A 19,453-nucleotide genomic window follows, 5' to 3' on the forward strand; every position below is an offset into this window, starting at 1 on the left:
GCCTCCTCCTACTCGATTGCCGTCTGAAAGTAATCAATAGAGAAAACAGACAACAAAAAAGGCGAGTGACTTAATCGTCATTCGCCTTTTTAACAATCTGCTTAAGAGCATTGAGCTCTCATGAGCTTATTGGTTTTTAGTACTCTAGATCTTCACTGCCACCCGCAGCTGTAAACCATGCCGTTAGGTGTGTTTTAAGATCTTTCAATTCGTCAGGGCCAATCAATGCAAGGCCAAGATCTTCAGCTCGTGTGATGTCGTTATGGCGAAGAGGGCGGAAGCTCACTAACATTGCACGTGCTTGTAGGCCACCTAGCAGGTCTCTAAGCGATTCCAGTTTGTACAAGGTGTCATCACCATCATCACGCATGCCTTTGGTCTTACATTCGATGATGTGCAGCTTATTGTTCACCACAGAGGCAACATCAAGCTCGTTACGAACCTCACGTTCACCCAGTCGACGGTATACCTGAACATTCAAAGAACGGTCTTGAATGGTCGGCATGTCATCTTGGATCTGCTTAACTGTGCTGTGAACCAATGTTTCAAGCCATTCACCGTTTGAGAAGCGGCGCGCGTCTTCGTTGGCAAAGGTCAAAATACCATTGTCGTAAGTCGCAATTTTAGCTTCAACCAAATCGCTCAGCAGCATGTTGAGCTCGCGATAGCCTTGTTGCTTCTCAGATAGGCCTACATCAAGTTTTTGTTCTTTACGGCAGGTCGTTGCTAGGTAGTTCAATGTCGCAAGGCCAGGGCCTAGTTCGAGTGCGTTACTTGCCCAACGTTCACCCAGTTCATAAAGTTTCTGATCCAGTTGCGGAGACAGCTGAACATCGCTGAATTCACCGCGAGCACCGAACACAGTTAGGTAGTCGTCGATAGTGATGCGGTCTTGAACTTGTGCGTCTTCTTTACCATTAGGGTACAACCAGCAAAGCTTGTCGCTATTTGGTTCAACCACGAAGATTGGCCAGTGGTAAGTACGGAATACTTCGTACACAGAAAGTAGGCGGTGACGGAGGCCACAACTTGCGTTGAGCTTCACTTCTTGACCGCGTGCTTTGAGGTCTTCGGCAAGGGTTTGGATAGATTCTTTAATGACAGATGTATTTACGATGGTCGGAATTTCGAAAAACTCACTCGTAATGTCGCGCTTGTGCAAAACGCTGTCTAAACGTTTGTACATACTGACTTGATTTTTGTCACCGATAAACACGATGTGAGTGCTGACCGCTCGGTTATCAAGTAATGGGGTGAGCAAGCGAATGGGGTCTTGATCGATAATGCCAACATGAACAGCCATATAAATTCCTTAATAGCGGCTCGCTCATAAAGGTGAAAGAAAAAACGGGAAGCAGCAAGCCTTAATAATCATATAATGACAAAGCTCATAAAAAACAAGGGCAACCCTTGATAAAAGTTGCCCTAGCTCAATTAGTCACCACTATTGGGTAAGAAGTCTCAACAATCTCACTAAATATCTATCGATTCTTCATTTATCTATAGTTTGAATTGATGTACTAAATCACCTTGCTGATTCGCCAAAATTGTTAGGTTTTGGCTTGCCTCCGCAATTGAAGACATCGCTTGGTAACTCTTATCTGCGATGTGGTTGATGTCTTCGATGTTGCGTGCAATATCACCAGACGTTTCACTCTGCTCAGCGGCTGCTTGAGAGATGTGTGTACTCATGTGGCTGATCTCTAGAATCAAGGCTTGGATCTCTTCCATCGCACTGTTTGCACTTGAAGCTTGTTGAACCGACATGTCCATATCGCTCATACAGCTTTCAATTACGTTACTTGCAGTTTTCGAGCTTGATTGCAGATTGCTGATCATAGTCTCGATTTCAGAGGTTGATTGAGTGGTCTTCTGTGCTAGCACTCGTACTTCATCGGCAACGACTGCAAAACCACGACCTTGTTCACCTGCACGCGCTGCTTCGATTGCCGCATTAAGTGCAAGTAGGTTGGTCTGTTCAGCAATACCACGAATAACGTCAAGGATTGAACCAATCTGGCTACTCATCTGTTGTAGCTCGCCTACAGCGCCCACTGATTCAGTAAGGCGAACTTCAAGCTGATTAATGGTGCTGATGTTGGTGTTCATGATCTGACGACCAGACTCAGAAGCCGATTCTACTTGTTGAACCATGGTGAGTGAGCTTTGCGCGCTGTTCGCCACTTCTTGTACAGAATGAGACATCTCTGTCATTGCGGTCGCAACAGTCGCGGTTTGCTCACGTTGGCTGTTCAATTGAGCCTGCGTTTCAGATGACGTCTTCTGGTTGACGCTTGCAGTCTTAGTTAAGTCATCTGAAGCATCATTCAACTTCACAAGGATATTGTGCAGGTTGTCAGCCAAGGTGTTGATGTGACGGCTCACGCGGCTGAATTCGTTGTCGTAGCGAATATCGATACGCTGAGTCATATCACCTTCAGTTAGACCTTCTAATGTACCGAGGATGCGAGTTAATGGCTCTCGTACGCTGTGTGCAATGTGGTAACCAATCGCAGCAGCGAACACAGTCACAACAATGCCAATGGCAATCGCGTTGAATAGGCCTTTGTCGTAGATGCTGCTTGCGTCAGCGAGTGATGAGTTAAGTTGCTCTTCAGCGGTCACGTTGAATGAGTCCAAAACAGCCATCGCTTGGTCAACTTCTAGAGCTAGGTTAGCGATGTTCACGTACAACGCTTGTTTGGCTTGTAGGTAGTTGTTGTGTTTGTCTAGTACGCCACCTTTCTGACCAACGTCTTTGGTGAACTTCTGAACCGACTCATCGAAGACATTTTTAAGTGCTGGTAGTTGTGTTGATAGACCTCGATAAGCGTAGTTAAGATGAGTAACGGCCTTTTTGTTTTGGTTAAGGGCTTTTTGAACGAAGGCAACATCAGAGCTAGCAAGTGCATCAGAGGTAATAACTTCTGCGTCTTGCAGTTTGATGAAGTAGCTCTTTGCCATAACTTTTACAGAGATGCTTTTTTGGTCGGCAACGTACTCTTTCATACCAACGGTTAATTCTGAATGTAAGCGTTGGAAGTCACGAGACGCTTTTTGTACTTGTTCTTGTGCTTCGAACATCGCGACGTAGTTGTTCATCGCTTCGTCAGCTTCGGCGAAGTAGCGTTCTTCCATTGCTCTTAATTGCGCGATACGTTCAACAAGTGAAGCATTGTTTTGGCTTGCCGCTTCTAAACTACCGAGAACTTCTGAAAACGAGTTTTGTGATGCAGCAAATTCTGTACGCATTGCAGACATGCGTTCAGCGTTTTGTGTGGTTAAGAAATCTTTGAATGACTTATCAGCAGAAAGCAATTGAACACTCGTTTGATTTGAAAGCGCGACAAGTGGTAATGAGGTTTCTGAGACACTCTCAAAATTGCTGTGTATCTGATTCATGCTGTTCATCATGATGGTTATCGTGACTGCGAACATGATAATGATCAGTGCGAAACCAGCGTACATACGCTTGATCACAGATCCCTTCATGGCTTTCTCCCTAAATAAAAATGCAGACCCAATGTCAGGTCAAAGTAAAACTAACAAAATTATCAGCATTCTATTGAGCTCGGCTTACGCATTTTATGACGCACACGTCAAAAATAGCGCTCAGTTATAACCAACATGCCATTCTTGAGAGCTAAGGCTCGTTTTCTTTGATTTGAACGGTGTTTTTTATTATGCTTTAAAGCAGATTTATTGTGGTTTGATGCGGCATAGCGCATACTCAAAGCATTAAAAAATAAATGTTTTATCGGAGAGAAACATGGCTGAAGAAACCATTTTTACTAAGATCATCAACAAAGAAATCCCAGCAGATCTACTATACCAAGACGATTTAGTAACCGCATTTCGCGATATTAACCCTCGCGCGCCAAGCCATATCCTAATCATCCCAAACAAGCTGATTCCGACAACTAACGATGTTGAAGTCGAAGATGAAGCGATGATGGGGCGCATGTTTACTGTTGCTCGCAAGTTAGCAAAAGAAGAGGGCATTGCAGAAGATGGCTATCGTCTTATCGTGAACTGTAACTCTCACGGTGGCCAAGAGGTTTATCATATTCACATGCACTTGGTTGGCGGCCGTCCACTTGGCCCCCTATTAATGAGCTAATAAAAAGTTAATGAGCTAATGAAAAGCTAACGAGTTAATGAAAGCTAATGAGCTAGTTTAAACGCGCTCATTAGTGGGTTAACACAAGTAGTTAGTTGGAAAATTTGTAGTTTGTATGCCAACTTTAAGTTCTATCTGTTGTCTGAATGTCGGCATCGCTTAGGCAGAGGCTAAATCAGTAGGGTTTCAACTGGCTTGAGACCCTTTTTACAACGCGTTTCGTTTTGATAATGAGACCATTAAAGGTCATCAGACCCTAATAAAGTAGGCATTTTAAACATGCACGGAGACGATAAGTGAAGCAACAGTTTAGATTCGCTTCCATTGCCCTGTTATCGGCGTTGACCGTAGGTTGTGCGAGTATGTCTGCAGGAAGCCTGTTCAGTCATTACAGCGCACAAAACAAAGCGATCTACCAAGCCGTTAAATTTGGAGATTATTCAGAGGCTCAGCAAGAGCTACCAGATTACGCGGCAGGCGACATCCTTGATAACTTTGAAAGAGGCAGAATTAATCTGCTGGATCAAAAATACCCTGAGAGTAAGGCTTCGTTTGAAGTGGCTGATCAGGCGGTTACTGAGCAGCAACGCAAAGCCGTGATCTCAATCTCAGACAGTGCAACCAGTGTGGGTGCGTTGGCTGTGAATGACAATATTACCGAGTATGTGCCAGCCGATTACGAGTTGGGCTTTCTTCATCTGTATCTCGGTTTAAATTACCTCAAGAAAAACGATTTAGAAGGTGCGGTGATCGAAATGCGTCGCGCCAACCAAGTTCAAGAACAAGCGAAGAAGCAACGCGAGGCTGAGTTAGACAAAGCAGCCAGCGATGCGAAGAAGCAAGGCTTGTCTGCCAATGTGGGTAGCATCCTTGCCAATTACCCTGATGCGGGTAAGAAACTGCAGTCAGTACAGAATGCGTATCTGATGTTCTTGTCTGGTCTGCTTTATGAAGCGTCAAATGATTTAAACAGCGCCTACGTTGACTATCGTCGTGCTTTGGCTGTGATGCCAGATAACCAAGAAATCATCGATAGAACCATGGCAACAGCCGCTCGTTTAGGGATGCGACAAGATTTAGCAACATTAGAAAAACGCTATAAGCAATCTTCTAAACTTAGTGCAGGTGAAGGGCGAGTGATTGTTCTTCAAGAGCAGAGCGCTGTGCAAGCTATGGACAGTTGGCGACTGGATTTGCCTGTTTATGACAGTCGCGATCAGGGGGCAATATACTCTCTTGCGCTGCCATATTACCCAAGTCAAAACGTAGAGCGTTTTTCTGCCTTGCGAATCAGCGGACAGCCGCTACAAGAACATTTGATCACTGATGTAAACGCGATGGCGCAGAACGATCTATCGGAACGTATGACAAGCATTGTTATTCGCCAAGCGCTACGTGTAGTCGCGAAAGATCGCATTCGAAAAGAAGCAACCAAAGGCGATGATGTCGGTAATATTCTGTTCAACGTGTGGAACACACTGACAGAGCAACCAGACACTCGCAGTTGGCAATCATTACCTGCAGAGATTAAGAGCAGTACGTTTGTAGCAAATAGCGGTCAATATACGTTGGAAGCGGGCGCTAAAACGTACGACTTTGATATTCGAGAAGGGCAGACCACCTTGGTGTGGATTTCTCGACAAGGAAACAATGCAACAATGTGGCATAAACAGCTAGGGAGGCTGTAATGAAAAAGTGGTTAGTGAGCTTAGCAGCGGTTATGGCTCTGGCTGGTTGTGCTGATAATACAGCTGGCGTAAGGGTCGATAGTCTGACTCAGAACGTTTTCTTTGGTGACAAGGTATTGGGCAGCCGTTTACAGGTTGAAGATATTCGCACCGATCTGGTCGACGGTCATACGCGAGGAATCGTTCGTTTAAACAGTAACTATAAAGGCGATCAACATATTCTTTATCGTTTTTACTGGTACGACGATGCCGGGCTTGAGGTCAACCTTAAACAAGGTCCTTGGAAGCAAGCGATTGTTCGTGGTTTTGAAAGTATTTCGTTGTCGGAAGTGTCGGTAAACCCGAAAGCGACTCAGTTCAGAGTCCAGTTCCGAGAGCAGTAAGTTAGATTAAACGGGTCTCATGATTCGTAAATACAAGAATTTAAGAGTGTGGGTAACCCCGCTCAGTGATAAGTTGAGGAAACAAAATGAAAAAGAGTGTCATTGCGCTACTAGGTTTAGCGGTTATTTTAGGCGGTTGTTCAAACAAGGTAAGCTACGGTGATGCACAAGCAGTAGAAACCACGACAATCGATTTCGGTTCAACTGACCTTCAAACGATTGCGGGTGAAATGGTCGATAGCATGATGGCGTCTGGTTCTGTGTCTTACATTACTCGTGAACAGCGTCCAATCGTGTTTGTAGAGCGAATCAAGAACAAAACAAGTGAGCACATCGATACTGAGTCAATCACTGACACAATCAGTACTAAAATGCTGAACTCTGGTAAGTTCCGTTTCGTTGATATGGACCGTGTAGAGTCTGTTCGTGACCAACTGAACTTCCAAAACAATGATGAGCTAGTAAACCAAAGCTCAGCAATCCAGTTCGGTAAAATGGTTGGTGCTCAGTACATGTTGTACGGCAACCTATCAAGCATCGTTAAGAAAGCAGGTAGCGACGAAGACGTGTACTACAAAATGACGATGCGTCTGATGGACCTTGAGTCTGGCTTGATCGAGTGGGCTGACGAGACTGAAATCCGTAAGCAGCAATCTAAGAGCCTACTAGGTCTTTAATTTCGCTTAACTGCCAACTATGACACTTACTATTGAAAGCGTATAGCTTGGTCACACGCCAATGCAGTGCATGATGTGCTGTTTATGAAGAGACACTGGCTTTTGGTCAGTGTCTTTTTTGTAGGGAATGAAGACGTTTATAGGGCAGTTAAGACGTTTATAGGGAGTAAATATGGCAATTTTTTCTTGGTCTGAGGCTAAGCTTCTTGATACCAGTTTGAGTTCGCTTGACGGTTACTTTTCTGAGCCTCCAGTTAGAGCACAGACATTAACAGGCGGTTTGACCAATCGATGTTGGAAGTTGGTCGATGCCGATGGTACTGCGTATGTTTGGCGGCCAACCACACCTATCACCAAAGCGTTCTTCATTTCTCGCCATGAAGAGTACCAAGTGCTGTCTGCCATTGAGCGACTCGGTATCGGGCCAAGCCCAATGGTAGTGAATGAGCAGGGGTTACTGGTTGAGTGGATTGCGGGTGAGACACTTTACGAAGATCTAGAACTCGATGACCTGTTGAAAACGCTGATCTCTGTTCATCTGGTTAATACTGCGCGATTACCACTGCAACCATTCAGTTTCACGGCGCGAGTCGACCATTACTGGCTGCAGCTTGATGCGATTCATAAGACCGAAGCCTGCACTAAGATTTATCAAGAGTGGCGGGTGGCTCCGAGTATTACCAATGTTGACCTGTCTTTGTGCCATTTTGACTTAGGTGGTTATAACCTAGTGAGAAACAGTGACTGCATTAAGATTATTGATTGGGAATACGCTGCGCTCGCAGACCCTAGGCTCGATTTAACATTAACCATTGCGGTTGCTGGCGCGCCAGTCACAGAAGCGGTTGAGAAGTACTGTCAGCTGCGAGGAATCCATGATGTTCAGCCTTGGCTTGATGGTGTAGAAGCATGGTTACCAAGAAGCCAGATGATGGCGATGCTATGGTATTTACTTGCTCATCAGCTTTGGGGCGATGAAAGTTATCTGCGTGAAGCGGAGGCTCTGAGTCACACTTTATGTAGCTAGGATCACGTTTAGGAAGTGAAAAATATAATTTCTCAGCTGTTACCTTTAAAACCTTGTTTTTCGTGTTAGATTGATCAAAACGTACCAATATTCAACGGGGGAGGTACAATGATTATCTATCTACATGGCTTCGACTCAACAAGCCCGGGCAATCACGAAAAAATACTGCAGTTGCAATTCATTGATGATGACGTTCGTTTCATCAACTACAGTACTTTGCATCCAAAACACGATATGCAGCATCTGCTAAAAGAAGTGCATAAGGTGATAGAGCAATCCGATGATCCGCATCCCATTATTTGTGGTGTAGGTTTAGGTGGTTTTTGGTCTGAGCGTATTGGTTTCTTATGTGGGATTAAGCAGGTGGTGTTCAACCCTAATCTGCACCCTGAGAACAACATGGTAGGTCGAATTGACCGTCCAGAAGAGTACGAAGACATCGCAACTAAATGTGTTGCTCAGTACCGTATGAAAAACAAAGGACGCTGTTTAGTGGTGCTTTCTCGTGAAGATGAAATTCACGACAATACCAAAACAGCTGCCGCGCTAGAAGATTACTATGATGTAATCTGGGATGAGAAAGAGAGTCATAAATTCAAAAAGATCTCTCAACATCTTCAAGCAATGAAAGCGTTCAAAAACGCTTAATCAATCCAGATGTTTTATAAAAGCAGTGCTCAATGAGTGCTGCTTTTTCACATCTGAATCTTAGAGATTGGTATTGATAAAGTAGTTGTATATGTTTTATCGGTCGGTTTGTGCATTTATAGATCAGTTTGCGCAAACGTTAACTAATTAGTCGCGAATCCTCATTGAGGGTAAGGATTTTTTTGTTGCGGTCATCTTTTTGCTATATATAATGTTCCCAAGCAAAATATTTTGACAAATATCAAAAAAAATTGAGAGCGAGTGAAAAAACTTGCCCATAATTTGTGTTCTGCCTCTCAGGTAGTCACCTTTTATATCCACGTGAGCAAAGCAACAAACCATTATTTGTTGTTTGTAACCCCTCTAACTACTCGGTGAGCTGTCGTTATTCTTTTTCGCGGTAACCCAATTTGTAACAGCCTTCGCATTCAAGGCCGAGTAGATACATAGAATTTATCGGTTGGAGTAATCGAGCCGAACCCCATTTATTCATTTTGTAGAGGATTGTCATTGTGACAAAAATTATCGTAGTAGGCGGCGGTGCTGGTGGTTTAGAACTAGCAACTAAGCTAGGCCGCACTTTAGGTCGTAAGAAACGTGCCCAGATTACTCTGGTAGACCGTAAAGCAAGCCACCTATGGAAACCATTACTTCATGAAGTAGCAACGGGCTCACTGGATGAAGGTGTTGATGCATTAAGCTACCGTGCGCACGCAAAAAACCATTACTTCGATTTCCAAATGGGCAGCCTGAACGACATCGATCGTGAGCGTAAAGTGATTGCACTAAGCGAGCTTACAGACGAGCACGGTGAACTGCTGATGCCAAGCCGTGAACTTGAATACGATATTCTAGTGATGGCGCTAGGCTCAACGTCAAACGACTTCAACACTCCAGGCGTTCGTGACAACTGTATTTTCCTTGATAGCCCAGAGCAAGCACACCGTTTCCGTACAGAAATGAACAATCAGTTCTTAAAGCTTCACGCTAAGAACGGTCAAGGCACGGTAGACATCGCGATTGTTGGTGCTGGTGCAACTGGTGTAGAGCTTTCTGCAGAGCTACACAACGCCGTTAAAGAACTTCGTACTTACGGCTTCGGCGACCTAGATTCAAGCAAGCTGAACGTAAACCTAGTTGAAGCGGGTGAGCGTATTCTTCCAGCTCTACCTCCTCGTATTTCAAGTGCAGCACACTCTGAGCTAACCAAGCTTGGTGTGAACGTTCGTACGAATACGATGGTGACTCAGGCGGATTCTGACGGCCTAACAACCAAAGATGGTGACAAGATCCCAGCTCAAATCATGGTATGGGCAGCAGGTATCAAAGCACCAGATTTCATGAAAGATATCGGTGGTCTTGAAACCAACCGTATCAACCAGTTGGTTGTGAAGAACACGCTGCAAACAACACTGGATGACAACATCTTTGCAATCGGTGACTTGGCGCAATGTACACAAGCAGACGGTTCATTCGTTCCGCCACGTGCACAAGCGGCTCACCAAATGGCAAGCTGTGCATTCAGCAACATCATTGCTAAGTTGAACGGTCGTGACCTGAAAGACTACATCTACAAAGACAAAGGCTCGCTAGTTTCACTTAGCCGTTTCTCTACGGTAGGTAGCTTGATGGGTAACCTGACGAAAGGCTCGATGATGGTCGAAGGTCGTATTGCTCGTGTGGTTTACATCTCTTTGTACCGCATGCACCAGATGGCGCTTCACGGCTTAATCAAAACATCACTGATGATGCTGGTTGGTCGTATTAACCGTGTACTTCGTCCAAACCTAAAGCTTCACTAATCAGGTAAGCCTTCTCAGAGCATTACGCTGATAATAAAAAAGAGCTCTTCGGAGCTCTTTTTTGATCGTGTCGATTATGGATTATCGCAGGTGTTGAACTCATTTCTGCTGTTAAGACGTTGGAGGTAGCACAGAATAAACCACGCCATCTTTCGGCTTACCGTTAAACAGAAATCGATTCTGGGCAATGGTTTCTCGCTCAGCGCCACACTTCTCGATCAACTTTTGGCTGGGTAGGTTCTCGGTATCGCAGACAATCTCCAAACGCGTTAACTTGAGTTGCGCGAAACAAAATTCAAATAGGGCGAACATCGCTTCTTTGGCGATCCCTCTCCTTTGAAAGTCATCACCGACCCAATAACCTAAACTCGCCATATTAAAGGTGTGGTAAAGCTCATTAATGGCAACCATACCGACTAACTTATCGCTTTTTCGTTCAAAGATGCCAAAGCCAAACGCATCGGCTTTCACCCAGTTCAGGCGAGTTGCCAGAATAAATTTCTCGGCCTCGACGATAGAAAACTCTTTATGACACCAGTCGACCCATGGCAGCAAGCTAGGGGAGGACTTAACCAGCTGAGAAAATTCTTGAGCATCTGAGGCCTCAATGATTTTAAGGCTAAGATTTTGTGTGTTGATCTGAAATTCAGGGCTCATAGAGCGTACCAAGTAACGTGTAAGTACTGAGCAAAGAGAGTCAGTACAGAATAAAGATAGATAGCACTTAATAAAACGCCCTCACTAGGAGGGCGGATTGAATTATTTATATAATTATAGCCGAATCGGCAAGTAATTTACTGCGCTACACGTCTAACTTGAATCACCATTCCAAGAAGTGGGTGGTCAAGGTAATGAGTTTCTGTACTGCGCATACGACGTTTTTGGTCCATGCGGTAGCTCTTAAGGAACTCTTGGACTTCAACCGTCGGAGAAATTTCAGTTAGATTGCCTACCTGGACGTTGCTTTCTGCGCCACTTACTGGTGAATCTAGCTCAATTTGTTGCTCTTGTAGAGTCACTTCACGAACGCTTGGCGCTTTTAAATCTAATGTCGTTTCAGCGTATAGGTAGTGCTGAACGTAGATCTGCAGCTTGCCGTCTAATTCGTAGAGTGGCTTATCAATGGTCTCTTCTTGGAACCCATCAGCGCTGCCTGCAGTGATTGCGCCTTTTTCAGAGCCATCAGCATTAAACTGTTTAGAGAAATCTTTACCTGCTTGAATATGGAAAACAGGTGCCGAGCTCTTACCTTGGTCGCCTTGACGCCAAGCGGTATGCATCAGAACTTCAAAGCCAGCGTGTTTACGTAGCTTGTCTTTCTGAGGCGTTAACTTGTATTCCGAGTAAGGTAGCATTTGAACACCTTTCTTTTCTCGGTATTGGGTATCTTGAAATGAACCAACGCGTTCAAGTGAAATCTTAGGCTGTGTATTTGGCCAAGATTCGTTCACCTTCTCTGCATCAACAGCGCGCTTAAAAATGATCACTTCTATATCAAATTGTCTCTGCGCCAAACTTGGCAGTGAGACGAACAATAGTAGCAGTGGGATCAGTCTTTTCATTTTTACTCCGTCTTCCAGCCGAACTACCGGCTGGATAATTTATATGTGCAAGTGGATTGGGTCTTATGCTGAAGGCAGCAAGTTTTGTCTGAATTCGCCCAATAAATCACTAACAAATTGAATTCGCTTCCGTCTGTCGACCAATGGTATCGTAAACTTGAACTTTGTTGGTCCTTCCATTGAAAACTTTTGCGGTTGAGATTGCAACAGTTTAACAAGGTAGGTCGGGTTTATGTCAGCATCCGGGTAGAATTCTAAGAATCCACCCTTATCGTGGGCTTCAATTTTCTTCGCTTTGATAGACGCTGCGGCTAATTTTAGCTCAGAAACTGATAACAAGTTCTTGGTTGCATCAGGCAGAAGGCCGAAGCGATCAATCAGCTCGACTTTCAACTCTGCCAATTCGTCGGTGTCACTCACACTCGCAATACGTTTGTATGTTGATAAACGCGTGTTGATGTCTGGAATATAGTCGTCTGGCAATAGTGCAGGCAGACGCATCTCAATTTCAGTTTGTTCACGCAATAGATCATCAAGCGAAGGCTCTCGACCTTCTTTCAACGCTTCAACCGCTTGTTCAAGCATCTCCATGTACAAGGTGAAACCAACCGACTGGATTTGACCACTCTGTTCATCACCCAACAGCTCACCCGCACCACGAATCTCTAAATCGTGAGTTGCTAGGGTAAAGCCTGCGCCCAAGTCTTCGAGCGAAGCTATCGCATCCAATCGCTTGATCGCATCTTTGGTCATTGCTTTAGGGTGTGGCGTTAACAAGTAAGCATAAGCTTGGTGGTGCGAACGACCTACACGACCACGTAATTGGTGCAGCTGTGCTAAACCAAGGTTATCGGCTCTGTCCATCAAGATGGTATTTGCCGTTGGTACGTCGATACCGGTTTCAATGATGGTTGTACACACCAGTAAGTTGAAGCGCTGGTGGTAGAAGTCATTCATGATGCGTTCCAGTTCGCGCTCTCGCATCTGGCCATGAGCTACAGTCACGCGCGCCTCTGGAATCAGCTTTTGCAATGACTCTGCTGTTTTCTCAATCGTGTCGACTTGGTTGTGTAGGAAGTAAACCTGGCCACCACGCATGATTTCACGCAGCACCGCTTCTCTGACGATGGCATCATCACTCTCGCGAACGAAGGTTTTAATTGCCAAGCGTCGTGCGGGTGGTGTAGCGATGATCGAAAGGTCACGCATGCCACTCATTGCCATGTTCAGCGTTCGCGGGATCGGTGTCGCAGTAAGCGTTAGAATATCGACATCCGCACGCATCGCTTTCACTTTCTCTTTCTGACGTACACCAAATCTGTGTTCTTCATCGACAACCAGCAGGCCTAGGTCTTTAAACTTAATATCGCTCGAAAGCAGCTTGTGAGTCCCGACTAGGATATCCACTTTACCGTCGGCGACATCTTGCATGATTAGTTTTTGCTCTTTAGCTGATTTGAATCGGGATAGAACCTCAACACGAATCGGCAAGTTGGCGAAACGGTCACGGAAGTTTTCGAAGTGTTGCTGAGCAAGTAGAGTAGTAGGAACTAAAACCGCTACTTGTTTGCTGTTGTCGGTACAAACGAATGCTGCACGCATCGCGACTTCGGTTTTACCAAAGCCAACATCACCACACACCAAACGGTCCATGGCTTTGGCTTGGCACATATCAGACATAACAGCATTGATGGCCATCGCTTGGTCATCGGTTTCTTCAAACGGGAAGCCAGATTTGAAAGTCGCGTATTGGCCGCGGTCGAGTACAAACTTGTAGCCAGGTTTAAGCTCACGCTTGGCGTAAACATCCAGCAGCTCTGCAGCAACGTCACGTACTTTTTCAGCGGCACGCTTACGCGCTTTTTGCCACGCCTCACCACCTAGTTTGTGTAGCGGTGCAGACTCTTCGGCGCCACCAGAGTAACGTCCAATAAGGTTCAAAGACGCAACGGGCACGTACAGCTTGGCATCGTTTTGGTACTCAAGTGTCACGTATTCGGTTTTCATGCCACCGGCTTCGAGTGTCTGCAAGCCGATGTAGCGACCAATACCGTGGTCAATGTGCACTACAGGTTGACCTGGTTTAAGTTCGGCTAAGTGACGAATGACAGTGTCGCTGTTAACACTTTTTTTGTCTTTCTTACGGCGCTGAACAACGCGATCACCCAACAGGTCGCTTTCACAGATAAGGGCGATGTTTTGCTCTTCATGGATAAAACCGTGTTCAGCAGAGCCAAGGATGAGGCTGAACTTGTCTTTGCCTTTAATTGAGGCATCGAGGTTTTCAACTTCGCTTGGACGAACTTTAATACCACGAAGCAGTTCACTCAGCGCTTCACGACGACCTTCTGATTCAACCGAAAATACTACTTTGCCGTCGAAGGCTTCTGTGAACTTTCTTAGGTTAGCTAAAGGTTCTTTATTTTGATGCTGAACGCTGAGGTCAGGTAATGACACGACAGGCAAGTTGGTGCGGCCTGCTTTCTCTTCAATCGAATCTAGACTCAGGTTAACTTGTGGCTTCTGTTTGAAGTGAGCGAACAGCTCGTCTTTCTTCAGCCACAGTTGTTCAGGCGTGAGAAGTGGCCGTAATGGGTCAACACCGCGCTGTTCGTATCGATGAGCAACGTCCGTTAGGAATGAGTCTACTGCAGTCTCGACATCACCTAGAATCAGCAGTTGCGCTTCATCGGCAACGTAATCAAACAAGGTTTCTGTGTGATCGAAGAACAGCGGTTGCCAGTACTCGATACCAGCAGGCCAAGTACCCTTAGAAACCTGCATATAAACCGATTCTGGTTCGCGGCGCGCATCAAACTGTTGGCGCCAACGAATACGGAAATCTTCAATCGCCGTTTCCGAGGTTGGGAATTCGTGAGCAGGCAGCAGGCGGATCTCAGAGATGTCTTCGATAGAACGCTGGTTTTCAGGATCGAAAGTACGAATAGTGTCGATTTCGTCATCGAAAAAATCGATTCGATACGGGTCTTTACTGCCCATTGGGAACAGATCGAGAATAGAACCACGACTTGCGTATTCACCGGGGCCAAACACTTGATCAACGTAACGATAGCCTGACTTTTCAAGCTGTAGGCGCAGTTTCTCAAGCGAGTAGAGATCGCCCGTTTTCACCATTAACGTGTGTTGTAGCAAAAAGTCTCGCGGTGACTGGCGTTGCAATAACGTGCTGATCGGAACGATCGTGATGCCATCTTTTAGTGTTGGCAGTGCGTAAAGGCGTGCGATACGATCTGAGATGATCTCTTGGTGCGGCGAGAAGCTATCGTATGGCAGCGTTTCCCAGTCAGGGAATAATGCGACTTCATGTGCCGTAAACTGTTCAATTTCAGATTGAAGCTTAAGCGCCACTTGTGGGTCGGGTACAGCCAAGACGGTATGGCTGTTGTGTTGCTCTGCGAGTTTGGCAATGGCAAGAGCGAGAGACGAACCGACTAGGTTACCGATGTGCTTTTTGTCACCGGCACCTTTAAGTTTAGGTAGTGTAAATATGGATTTTTTGGTCATGTTAATTTACTTGTTATCTCGGTCTAGAGAGCGTTGACGCAAGAGTTTCTGTTGTTGATAAAGTGCCGCTTTAATGAGCAGGTCTTGGTCGGTATCGCGAAGATGAGCGTATTTAAATTTGATTTCGAAACCTGAGTCTTTCGCCTCGCTAGCAAATACTTCTGCGTAGCAATAAATGGCTGCAGCTGGGTGCTCTAGAAAAAGTTTGGCTTTTACTAAGCGACCCGGTTCGATGTCTGCTTTTGAAAAGCAGGAAAACTGACTCGCACCAAATGAATAGGTGTGAGTGCGAAATTTCTCATCATCTTGCTGCGATAACATAAAGCTCAACAAGAGGTTTAATTTTGAGTTTTGTGCATCCAATAAACTGGTGACATTCTTCAAGTCGCTGTTTTTCAGTTCCGCTCGAGCGCTGTCAGCTAACAGATCCAATTGGCTAAATTCACTTGCCACCACAAATGGTGCTGGGATCTCAGATTCGAATTGAATTTGAGAAGGTAAAGTGAAGCCGCTGTCCATTGGTTCAATATTAGCGGTAAGGCTATGGTGAACGGTGAAAAACTCTTGTTCTGTCATGCGTTAGTTCCTTGAAGTGATCTATTGATTATCGCTATGTGGCCACAGTAATCAAGGTCAGTTAATTGAAAGTCTCAAATAGTTGTTTGAAATTTGGCTATTTGACAAGGTTCTGTTTTTCAAGCCTAACTAATTGAGTTAATTCACTCTATATTTTCAATTAACCCCTACACAGTAACAGCAATACCCGTTACATTAACCCGCATCCCCTTTAGATGGTTCAAAGTATGTTTCATCCTATTTCGTTGTTTGTTGGCCTACGCTATTTGAAAGGCCGTTCAGGTGATCGCTTTAGCCGTTTTGTTTCTTATATGTCGACGGCAGGTATCACCATTGGTGTGCTGTCTTTGGTTACTGTTTTATCGGTAATGAATGGATTCGAAGCGCAGTTAAAAGACCGAATTCTTGGTGTTCTTCCTCAAGCGGTGGTTTATGAGCAAGGTGGCACTACCTCTCTTTCTGCCCAAGCGCCTAATTTTGCAGAGCAAATCTCGCTTAATGGTCACGTTGAACCGATTGTCCGCAGTGAGGCAGTGATTCAGAGTCCGGCTCAATTATCTGCGGGTTTGTTAATTGGCATTGAACCCAATTCAGATGACCCTCTTCAAAACCACTTGATTGCGGGCAGATTGTCTTCACTTAAAGCGGGCCAGTATCAGCTATTTCTTGGTCACACCTTGGCCAGAAATTTGAAGGTATCTATGGGTGACAAAGTTCGCCTGATGGTGACCAGCGCGAGCCAGTACACCCCGTTAGGTCGTATTCCAAGCCAACGAAATTTCACCGTTGCCGGTATTTTCAATACAGGTTCTGATATCGACGCTCAACTGATGGTGACAGACATCCAAGACGCTGGGCGTTTGATGCGTTATAAATCAGACACTATTTCAGGCTGGCGACTATTTTTTGAAGACCCGTTTGAAGTCGCAGAGTTATCAACTCAGCCATTACCGGAAGGTTGGTTGTGGAGCGACTGGCGTGACCAACGTGGCGAGCTGTTCCAAGCGGTTCGTATGGAGAAAAACATGATGGGTTTAATGCTTGGGCTTATCATCGGTGTTGCTGCTTTCAATATTATCTCAGCACTTATCATGGTGGTGATGGAGAAGCAGTCTGAAGTCGCGATTCTTAAGACCCAAGGCATGACTGATGGTCAAGTCATGGGGATCTTCATGGTTCAAGGCGCAAGTAGTGGCGTGATTGGTGCGCTCTCTGGTGGTGTGTTAGGCGTTGCTCTAGCGATGAACCTTAATACTATTTTAGAGGCGATGGGCGTTGCTCTATTCTCCTTTGGTGGACAGTTACCAATTTTGATTAACCCAATTCAAATCGCTGTTGTTGTGGTTCTGGCTATTGCACTTAGCCTGATTGCCACTGTATTCCCTTCTTATCGTGCATCGTCTGTGAAACCTGCTGAGGCCCTTCGTTATGAGTAATTTTCTTCAATGTAATGATATCCGTAAAACGTACCGTGAAGGCTCGTTAGATACTGAGGTGCTCAAGGGAGTCAGCTTTGACATCGAAAAGGGTGAGCTAGTAGCAATCATCGGTACCTCTGGCTCGGGCAAAAGTACCTTACTGCATATATTAGGCGCATTAGACGATGCTTCTGCGGGCAGTGTGAGTTTTCTTGGTCAAGATTTAGCATCTTTGAGTTCGAATAAGCAGGCGAAGCTTCGCAACCAGCATCTTGGCTTTGTGTATCAGTTCCATCATCTTCTATCTGACTTTTCAGCTTTAGAAAACGTGGCGATGCCGTTATTGATTGGCGGCGAAAAGCCCGCTAAAGCAAAGCAAGAAGCACAACGTTTGTTGGACAAAGTTGGATTGAGTCACCGCGTGGACCACCGACCTTCAGAGCTTTCTGGTGGCGAGAGGCAACGTGTGGCGATTGCTCGTGCATTGGTGAATAAGCCTGCGCTAGTGTTGGCGGATGAACCAACCGGTAACCTTGACCATAACACCGCACTGTCTATTTACGACTTAATGCGTGAACTGAACCGTGAATACGATACTGCCTTTTTGGTCGTGACTCACGATGGTGAACTTGCCGGTAAGATGGATCGCCAACTTCACATGCAAGATGGTTTACTGGTCAACGTAGAAAAAGAGGAGAGCTAAGTGTTTTCCTCTTTATCTCTATTGATAGGCGGCCGATTTAGCCGTGCGAAACAACGAGACAAGATGGTGTCGTTCATCTCATTGTCTTCGACGATTGGTATTGCGGTTGGTGTCGCGGTGATCATTATCGGCTTATCTGCGATGAATGGCTTTGAGCGAGAGCTTCAATCACGAGTACTTTCTGTCATTCCTCATGGTGAATTTGAAGGCGTGAATGAGCCTGTGACTCGTTGGGAGCACGTGATTGAGGAGTCGGTTAAGCACGATAAAGTCGTTGCTGCTGCGCCTTATGTGAAAATTACTGCGCTTGCTGAAAAGGGCAAAGAACTCAAAGCAATTGAAGTTCGCGGCGTTGATCCGCAGCTAGAACAACAGGTATCAAGCCTATCGAGTTTTATCGATAAGCAAGCTTGGAGCGAGTTTAAGGAAGGGCAACAACAGATCATTTTGGGTTCTGGTGTAGCGAATGTGCTGGGTGCGAAAGTCGGTGATTATCTGACTTTGATGATTCCGACGGTAAACGGTTCTGTGAAGGTTCAGGCACCAAAACGTGTTCGAGTGAAAGTGGTTGGCTTGCTGACGCTTAATGGTCAGATAGATCACAGTTTGGCGCTAATCCCGATTGGTGATGCTCAGGTCTACGCAAACTTAGGTGAGGCGGTAACTGGGGTTTCTTTGAAAGTGACCGATGTGCTGAACGCGAACTCTATTGTGCGTGAAGTGGGCAATCAGCTTGATGTGTATGTGTATCTACGAAGCTGGCAGCAGAAGTTTGGTTTCTTGTATCGAGATATCCAACTCGTTCGTACCATCATGTATCTGGTGATGGTACTGGTTATTGGTGTGGCTTGTTTCAATATTGTCTCGACGCTAATGATGGCAGTAAAAGACAGAGCATCAGAGATCGCGATTTTAAGAACCATGGGTGCATCAGACGGCCTTGTGAAGCGCATCTTTGTTTGGCAGGGCGTATTCTCAGGCGTGTTAGGCAGTTTAGTGGGCAGTGCAATAGGTGTGCTAGTCGCTCTTAATCTCACGACACTAATCAAAGGACTTGAAAAGTTGGTCGATCACCAGTTCTTGTCCGGTGATATCTATTTTGTCGACTTCTTGCCATCACAACTTGATATGACGGATGTTGTTGTGGTTTCCGGCACTGCGATTGTGCTGAGTTTACTGGCGACATGGTACCCAGCATCACGCGCGGCGAAGTTGAATCCAGCCTCAGTGCTGAGTTCTAAATAGCATTCGCCTAAATAACAGGCCGTCAGTTTTCAGTCGATACAAAAAAGGATCCCAGTGGGGTAATGCCGATCAGTTAAAG

16 protein-coding genes are annotated in these 19,453 nt (G+C 45.5%); 10 read left to right on the plus strand and 6 right to left on the minus strand.

Going from position 1 to position 19,453, the window contains the following annotated elements; all coding sequences use genetic code 11:
* Window positions 1-136: 136 nt before the first annotated feature.
* Together AB4375_RS20645 and AB4375_RS20650 are read right to left on the minus strand one after the other, a co-directional pair.
* The gene (locus tag AB4375_RS20645) at window positions 137-1,303 is read right to left on the minus strand and encodes a DUF1887 family protein (RefSeq protein ID WP_017068094.1); all 1,167 of its coding nucleotides are present in this window, start codon (window positions 1,301-1,303) and stop codon (window positions 137-139) included.
* A 197-nt stretch (window positions 1,304-1,500) separates the two neighbouring features.
* Window positions 1,501-3,492 (minus strand): methyl-accepting chemotaxis protein, encoded by a 1,992-nt coding sequence (locus AB4375_RS20650; protein WP_017068093.1) that lies wholly within the window; start codon window positions 3,490-3,492, stop codon window positions 1,501-1,503.
* Window positions 3,493-3,769: 277 nt separating this feature from the next.
* On the opposite strand from AB4375_RS20650, the gene hinT reads away from it, so the two are divergent.
* From hinT to AB4375_RS20685, 7 genes are all read left to right on the plus strand, one after another.
* Entirely contained in the window at window positions 3,770-4,120 is a 351-nt protein-coding gene (gene hinT, locus AB4375_RS20655; protein ID WP_017065295.1) for a purine nucleoside phosphoramidase, read from the plus strand.
* 296 nt (window positions 4,121-4,416) lie between these two features.
* Window positions 4,417-5,808 (plus strand): COG3014 family protein, encoded by a 1,392-nt coding sequence (locus tag AB4375_RS20660; RefSeq protein WP_372052435.1) that lies wholly within the window; start codon window positions 4,417-4,419, stop codon window positions 5,806-5,808.
* Entirely contained in the window at window positions 5,808-6,191 is a 384-nt protein-coding gene (locus AB4375_RS20665) for a YcfL family protein (protein WP_017060222.1), read from the plus strand. The genes AB4375_RS20660 and AB4375_RS20665 overlap by 1 nt, the downstream gene beginning before the upstream one ends.
* An 86-nt stretch (window positions 6,192-6,277) precedes the next feature.
* The gene (gene lpoB / locus AB4375_RS20670) at window positions 6,278-6,868 is read left to right on the plus strand and encodes a penicillin-binding protein activator LpoB (RefSeq protein ID WP_017060223.1); all 591 of its coding nucleotides are present in this window, start codon (window positions 6,278-6,280) and stop codon (window positions 6,866-6,868) included.
* 172 nt (window positions 6,869-7,040) lie between these two features.
* Window positions 7,041-7,895 carry a phosphotransferase gene (locus AB4375_RS20675; RefSeq protein WP_017060224.1) on the plus strand — a complete coding sequence of 285 codons (855 nt, stop codon included), beginning with the start codon at window positions 7,041-7,043 and terminating at the stop codon, window positions 7,893-7,895.
* A gap of 108 nt (window positions 7,896-8,003) precedes the next feature.
* Window positions 8,004-8,543, plus strand: coding sequence for an alpha/beta hydrolase YcfP (ycfP, locus tag AB4375_RS20680; RefSeq protein ID WP_009847155.1), 540 nt, complete (start codon window positions 8,004-8,006; stop codon window positions 8,541-8,543).
* A 512-nt stretch (window positions 8,544-9,055) separates the two neighbouring features.
* Entirely contained in the window at window positions 9,056-10,345 is a 1,290-nt protein-coding gene (locus AB4375_RS20685; protein ID WP_009847154.1) for an NAD(P)/FAD-dependent oxidoreductase, read from the plus strand.
* 111 nt (window positions 10,346-10,456) lie between these two features.
* On the opposite strand, the gene AB4375_RS20690 is transcribed toward AB4375_RS20685, so the two are convergent.
* The 4 genes from AB4375_RS20690 to AB4375_RS20705 form a co-directional block, all read right to left on the minus strand.
* A complete protein-coding gene (locus AB4375_RS20690; RefSeq protein ID WP_017060225.1) occupies window positions 10,457-11,002 on the minus strand; it encodes a GNAT family N-acetyltransferase in 546 nt (181 codons plus the stop codon).
* Window positions 11,003-11,139: 137 nt separating this feature from the next.
* Window positions 11,140-11,907: a peptidoglycan binding protein CsiV gene (locus tag AB4375_RS20695; RefSeq protein WP_372052436.1), complete on the minus strand. Its 768-nt coding sequence runs from the start codon at window positions 11,905-11,907 to the stop codon at window positions 11,140-11,142.
* A 63-nt stretch (window positions 11,908-11,970) separates the two neighbouring features.
* Window positions 11,971-15,432, minus strand: coding sequence for a transcription-repair coupling factor (gene mfd, locus AB4375_RS20700; protein WP_372052437.1), 3,462 nt, complete (start codon window positions 15,430-15,432; stop codon window positions 11,971-11,973).
* Between the two features lie 6 nt (window positions 15,433-15,438).
* Window positions 15,439-16,008 (minus strand): hypothetical protein, encoded by a 570-nt coding sequence (locus AB4375_RS20705; RefSeq protein WP_017065300.1) that lies wholly within the window; start codon window positions 16,006-16,008, stop codon window positions 15,439-15,441.
* Between the two features lie 227 nt (window positions 16,009-16,235).
* Between AB4375_RS20705 and lolC the strand changes: the two genes are divergently transcribed.
* The 3 genes from lolC to lolE are packed head-to-tail and all read left to right on the plus strand — an operon-like array spanning window position 16,236 to window position 19,374.
* Window positions 16,236-17,444: a lipoprotein-releasing ABC transporter permease subunit LolC gene (lolC, locus tag AB4375_RS20710; protein ID WP_102429154.1), complete on the plus strand. Its 1,209-nt coding sequence runs from the start codon at window positions 16,236-16,238 to the stop codon at window positions 17,442-17,444.
* A complete protein-coding gene (lolD, locus tag AB4375_RS20715) occupies window positions 17,437-18,129 on the plus strand; it encodes a lipoprotein-releasing ABC transporter ATP-binding protein LolD (RefSeq protein WP_017060230.1) in 693 nt (230 codons plus the stop codon). Before lolC ends, lolD begins: the two co-directional genes overlap by 8 nt.
* Window positions 18,130-19,374: a lipoprotein-releasing ABC transporter permease subunit LolE gene (gene lolE / locus AB4375_RS20720; RefSeq protein WP_017068087.1), complete on the plus strand. Its 1,245-nt coding sequence runs from the start codon at window positions 18,130-18,132 to the stop codon at window positions 19,372-19,374.
* Window positions 19,375-19,453: the final 79 nt, after the last annotated feature.

Origin of the sequence: Vibrio sp. 10N.261.51.C6, from assembly GCF_041471785.1 — a bacterium.
GTDB lineage: Bacteria > Pseudomonadota > Gammaproteobacteria > Enterobacterales > Vibrionaceae > Vibrio > Vibrio crassostreae_C.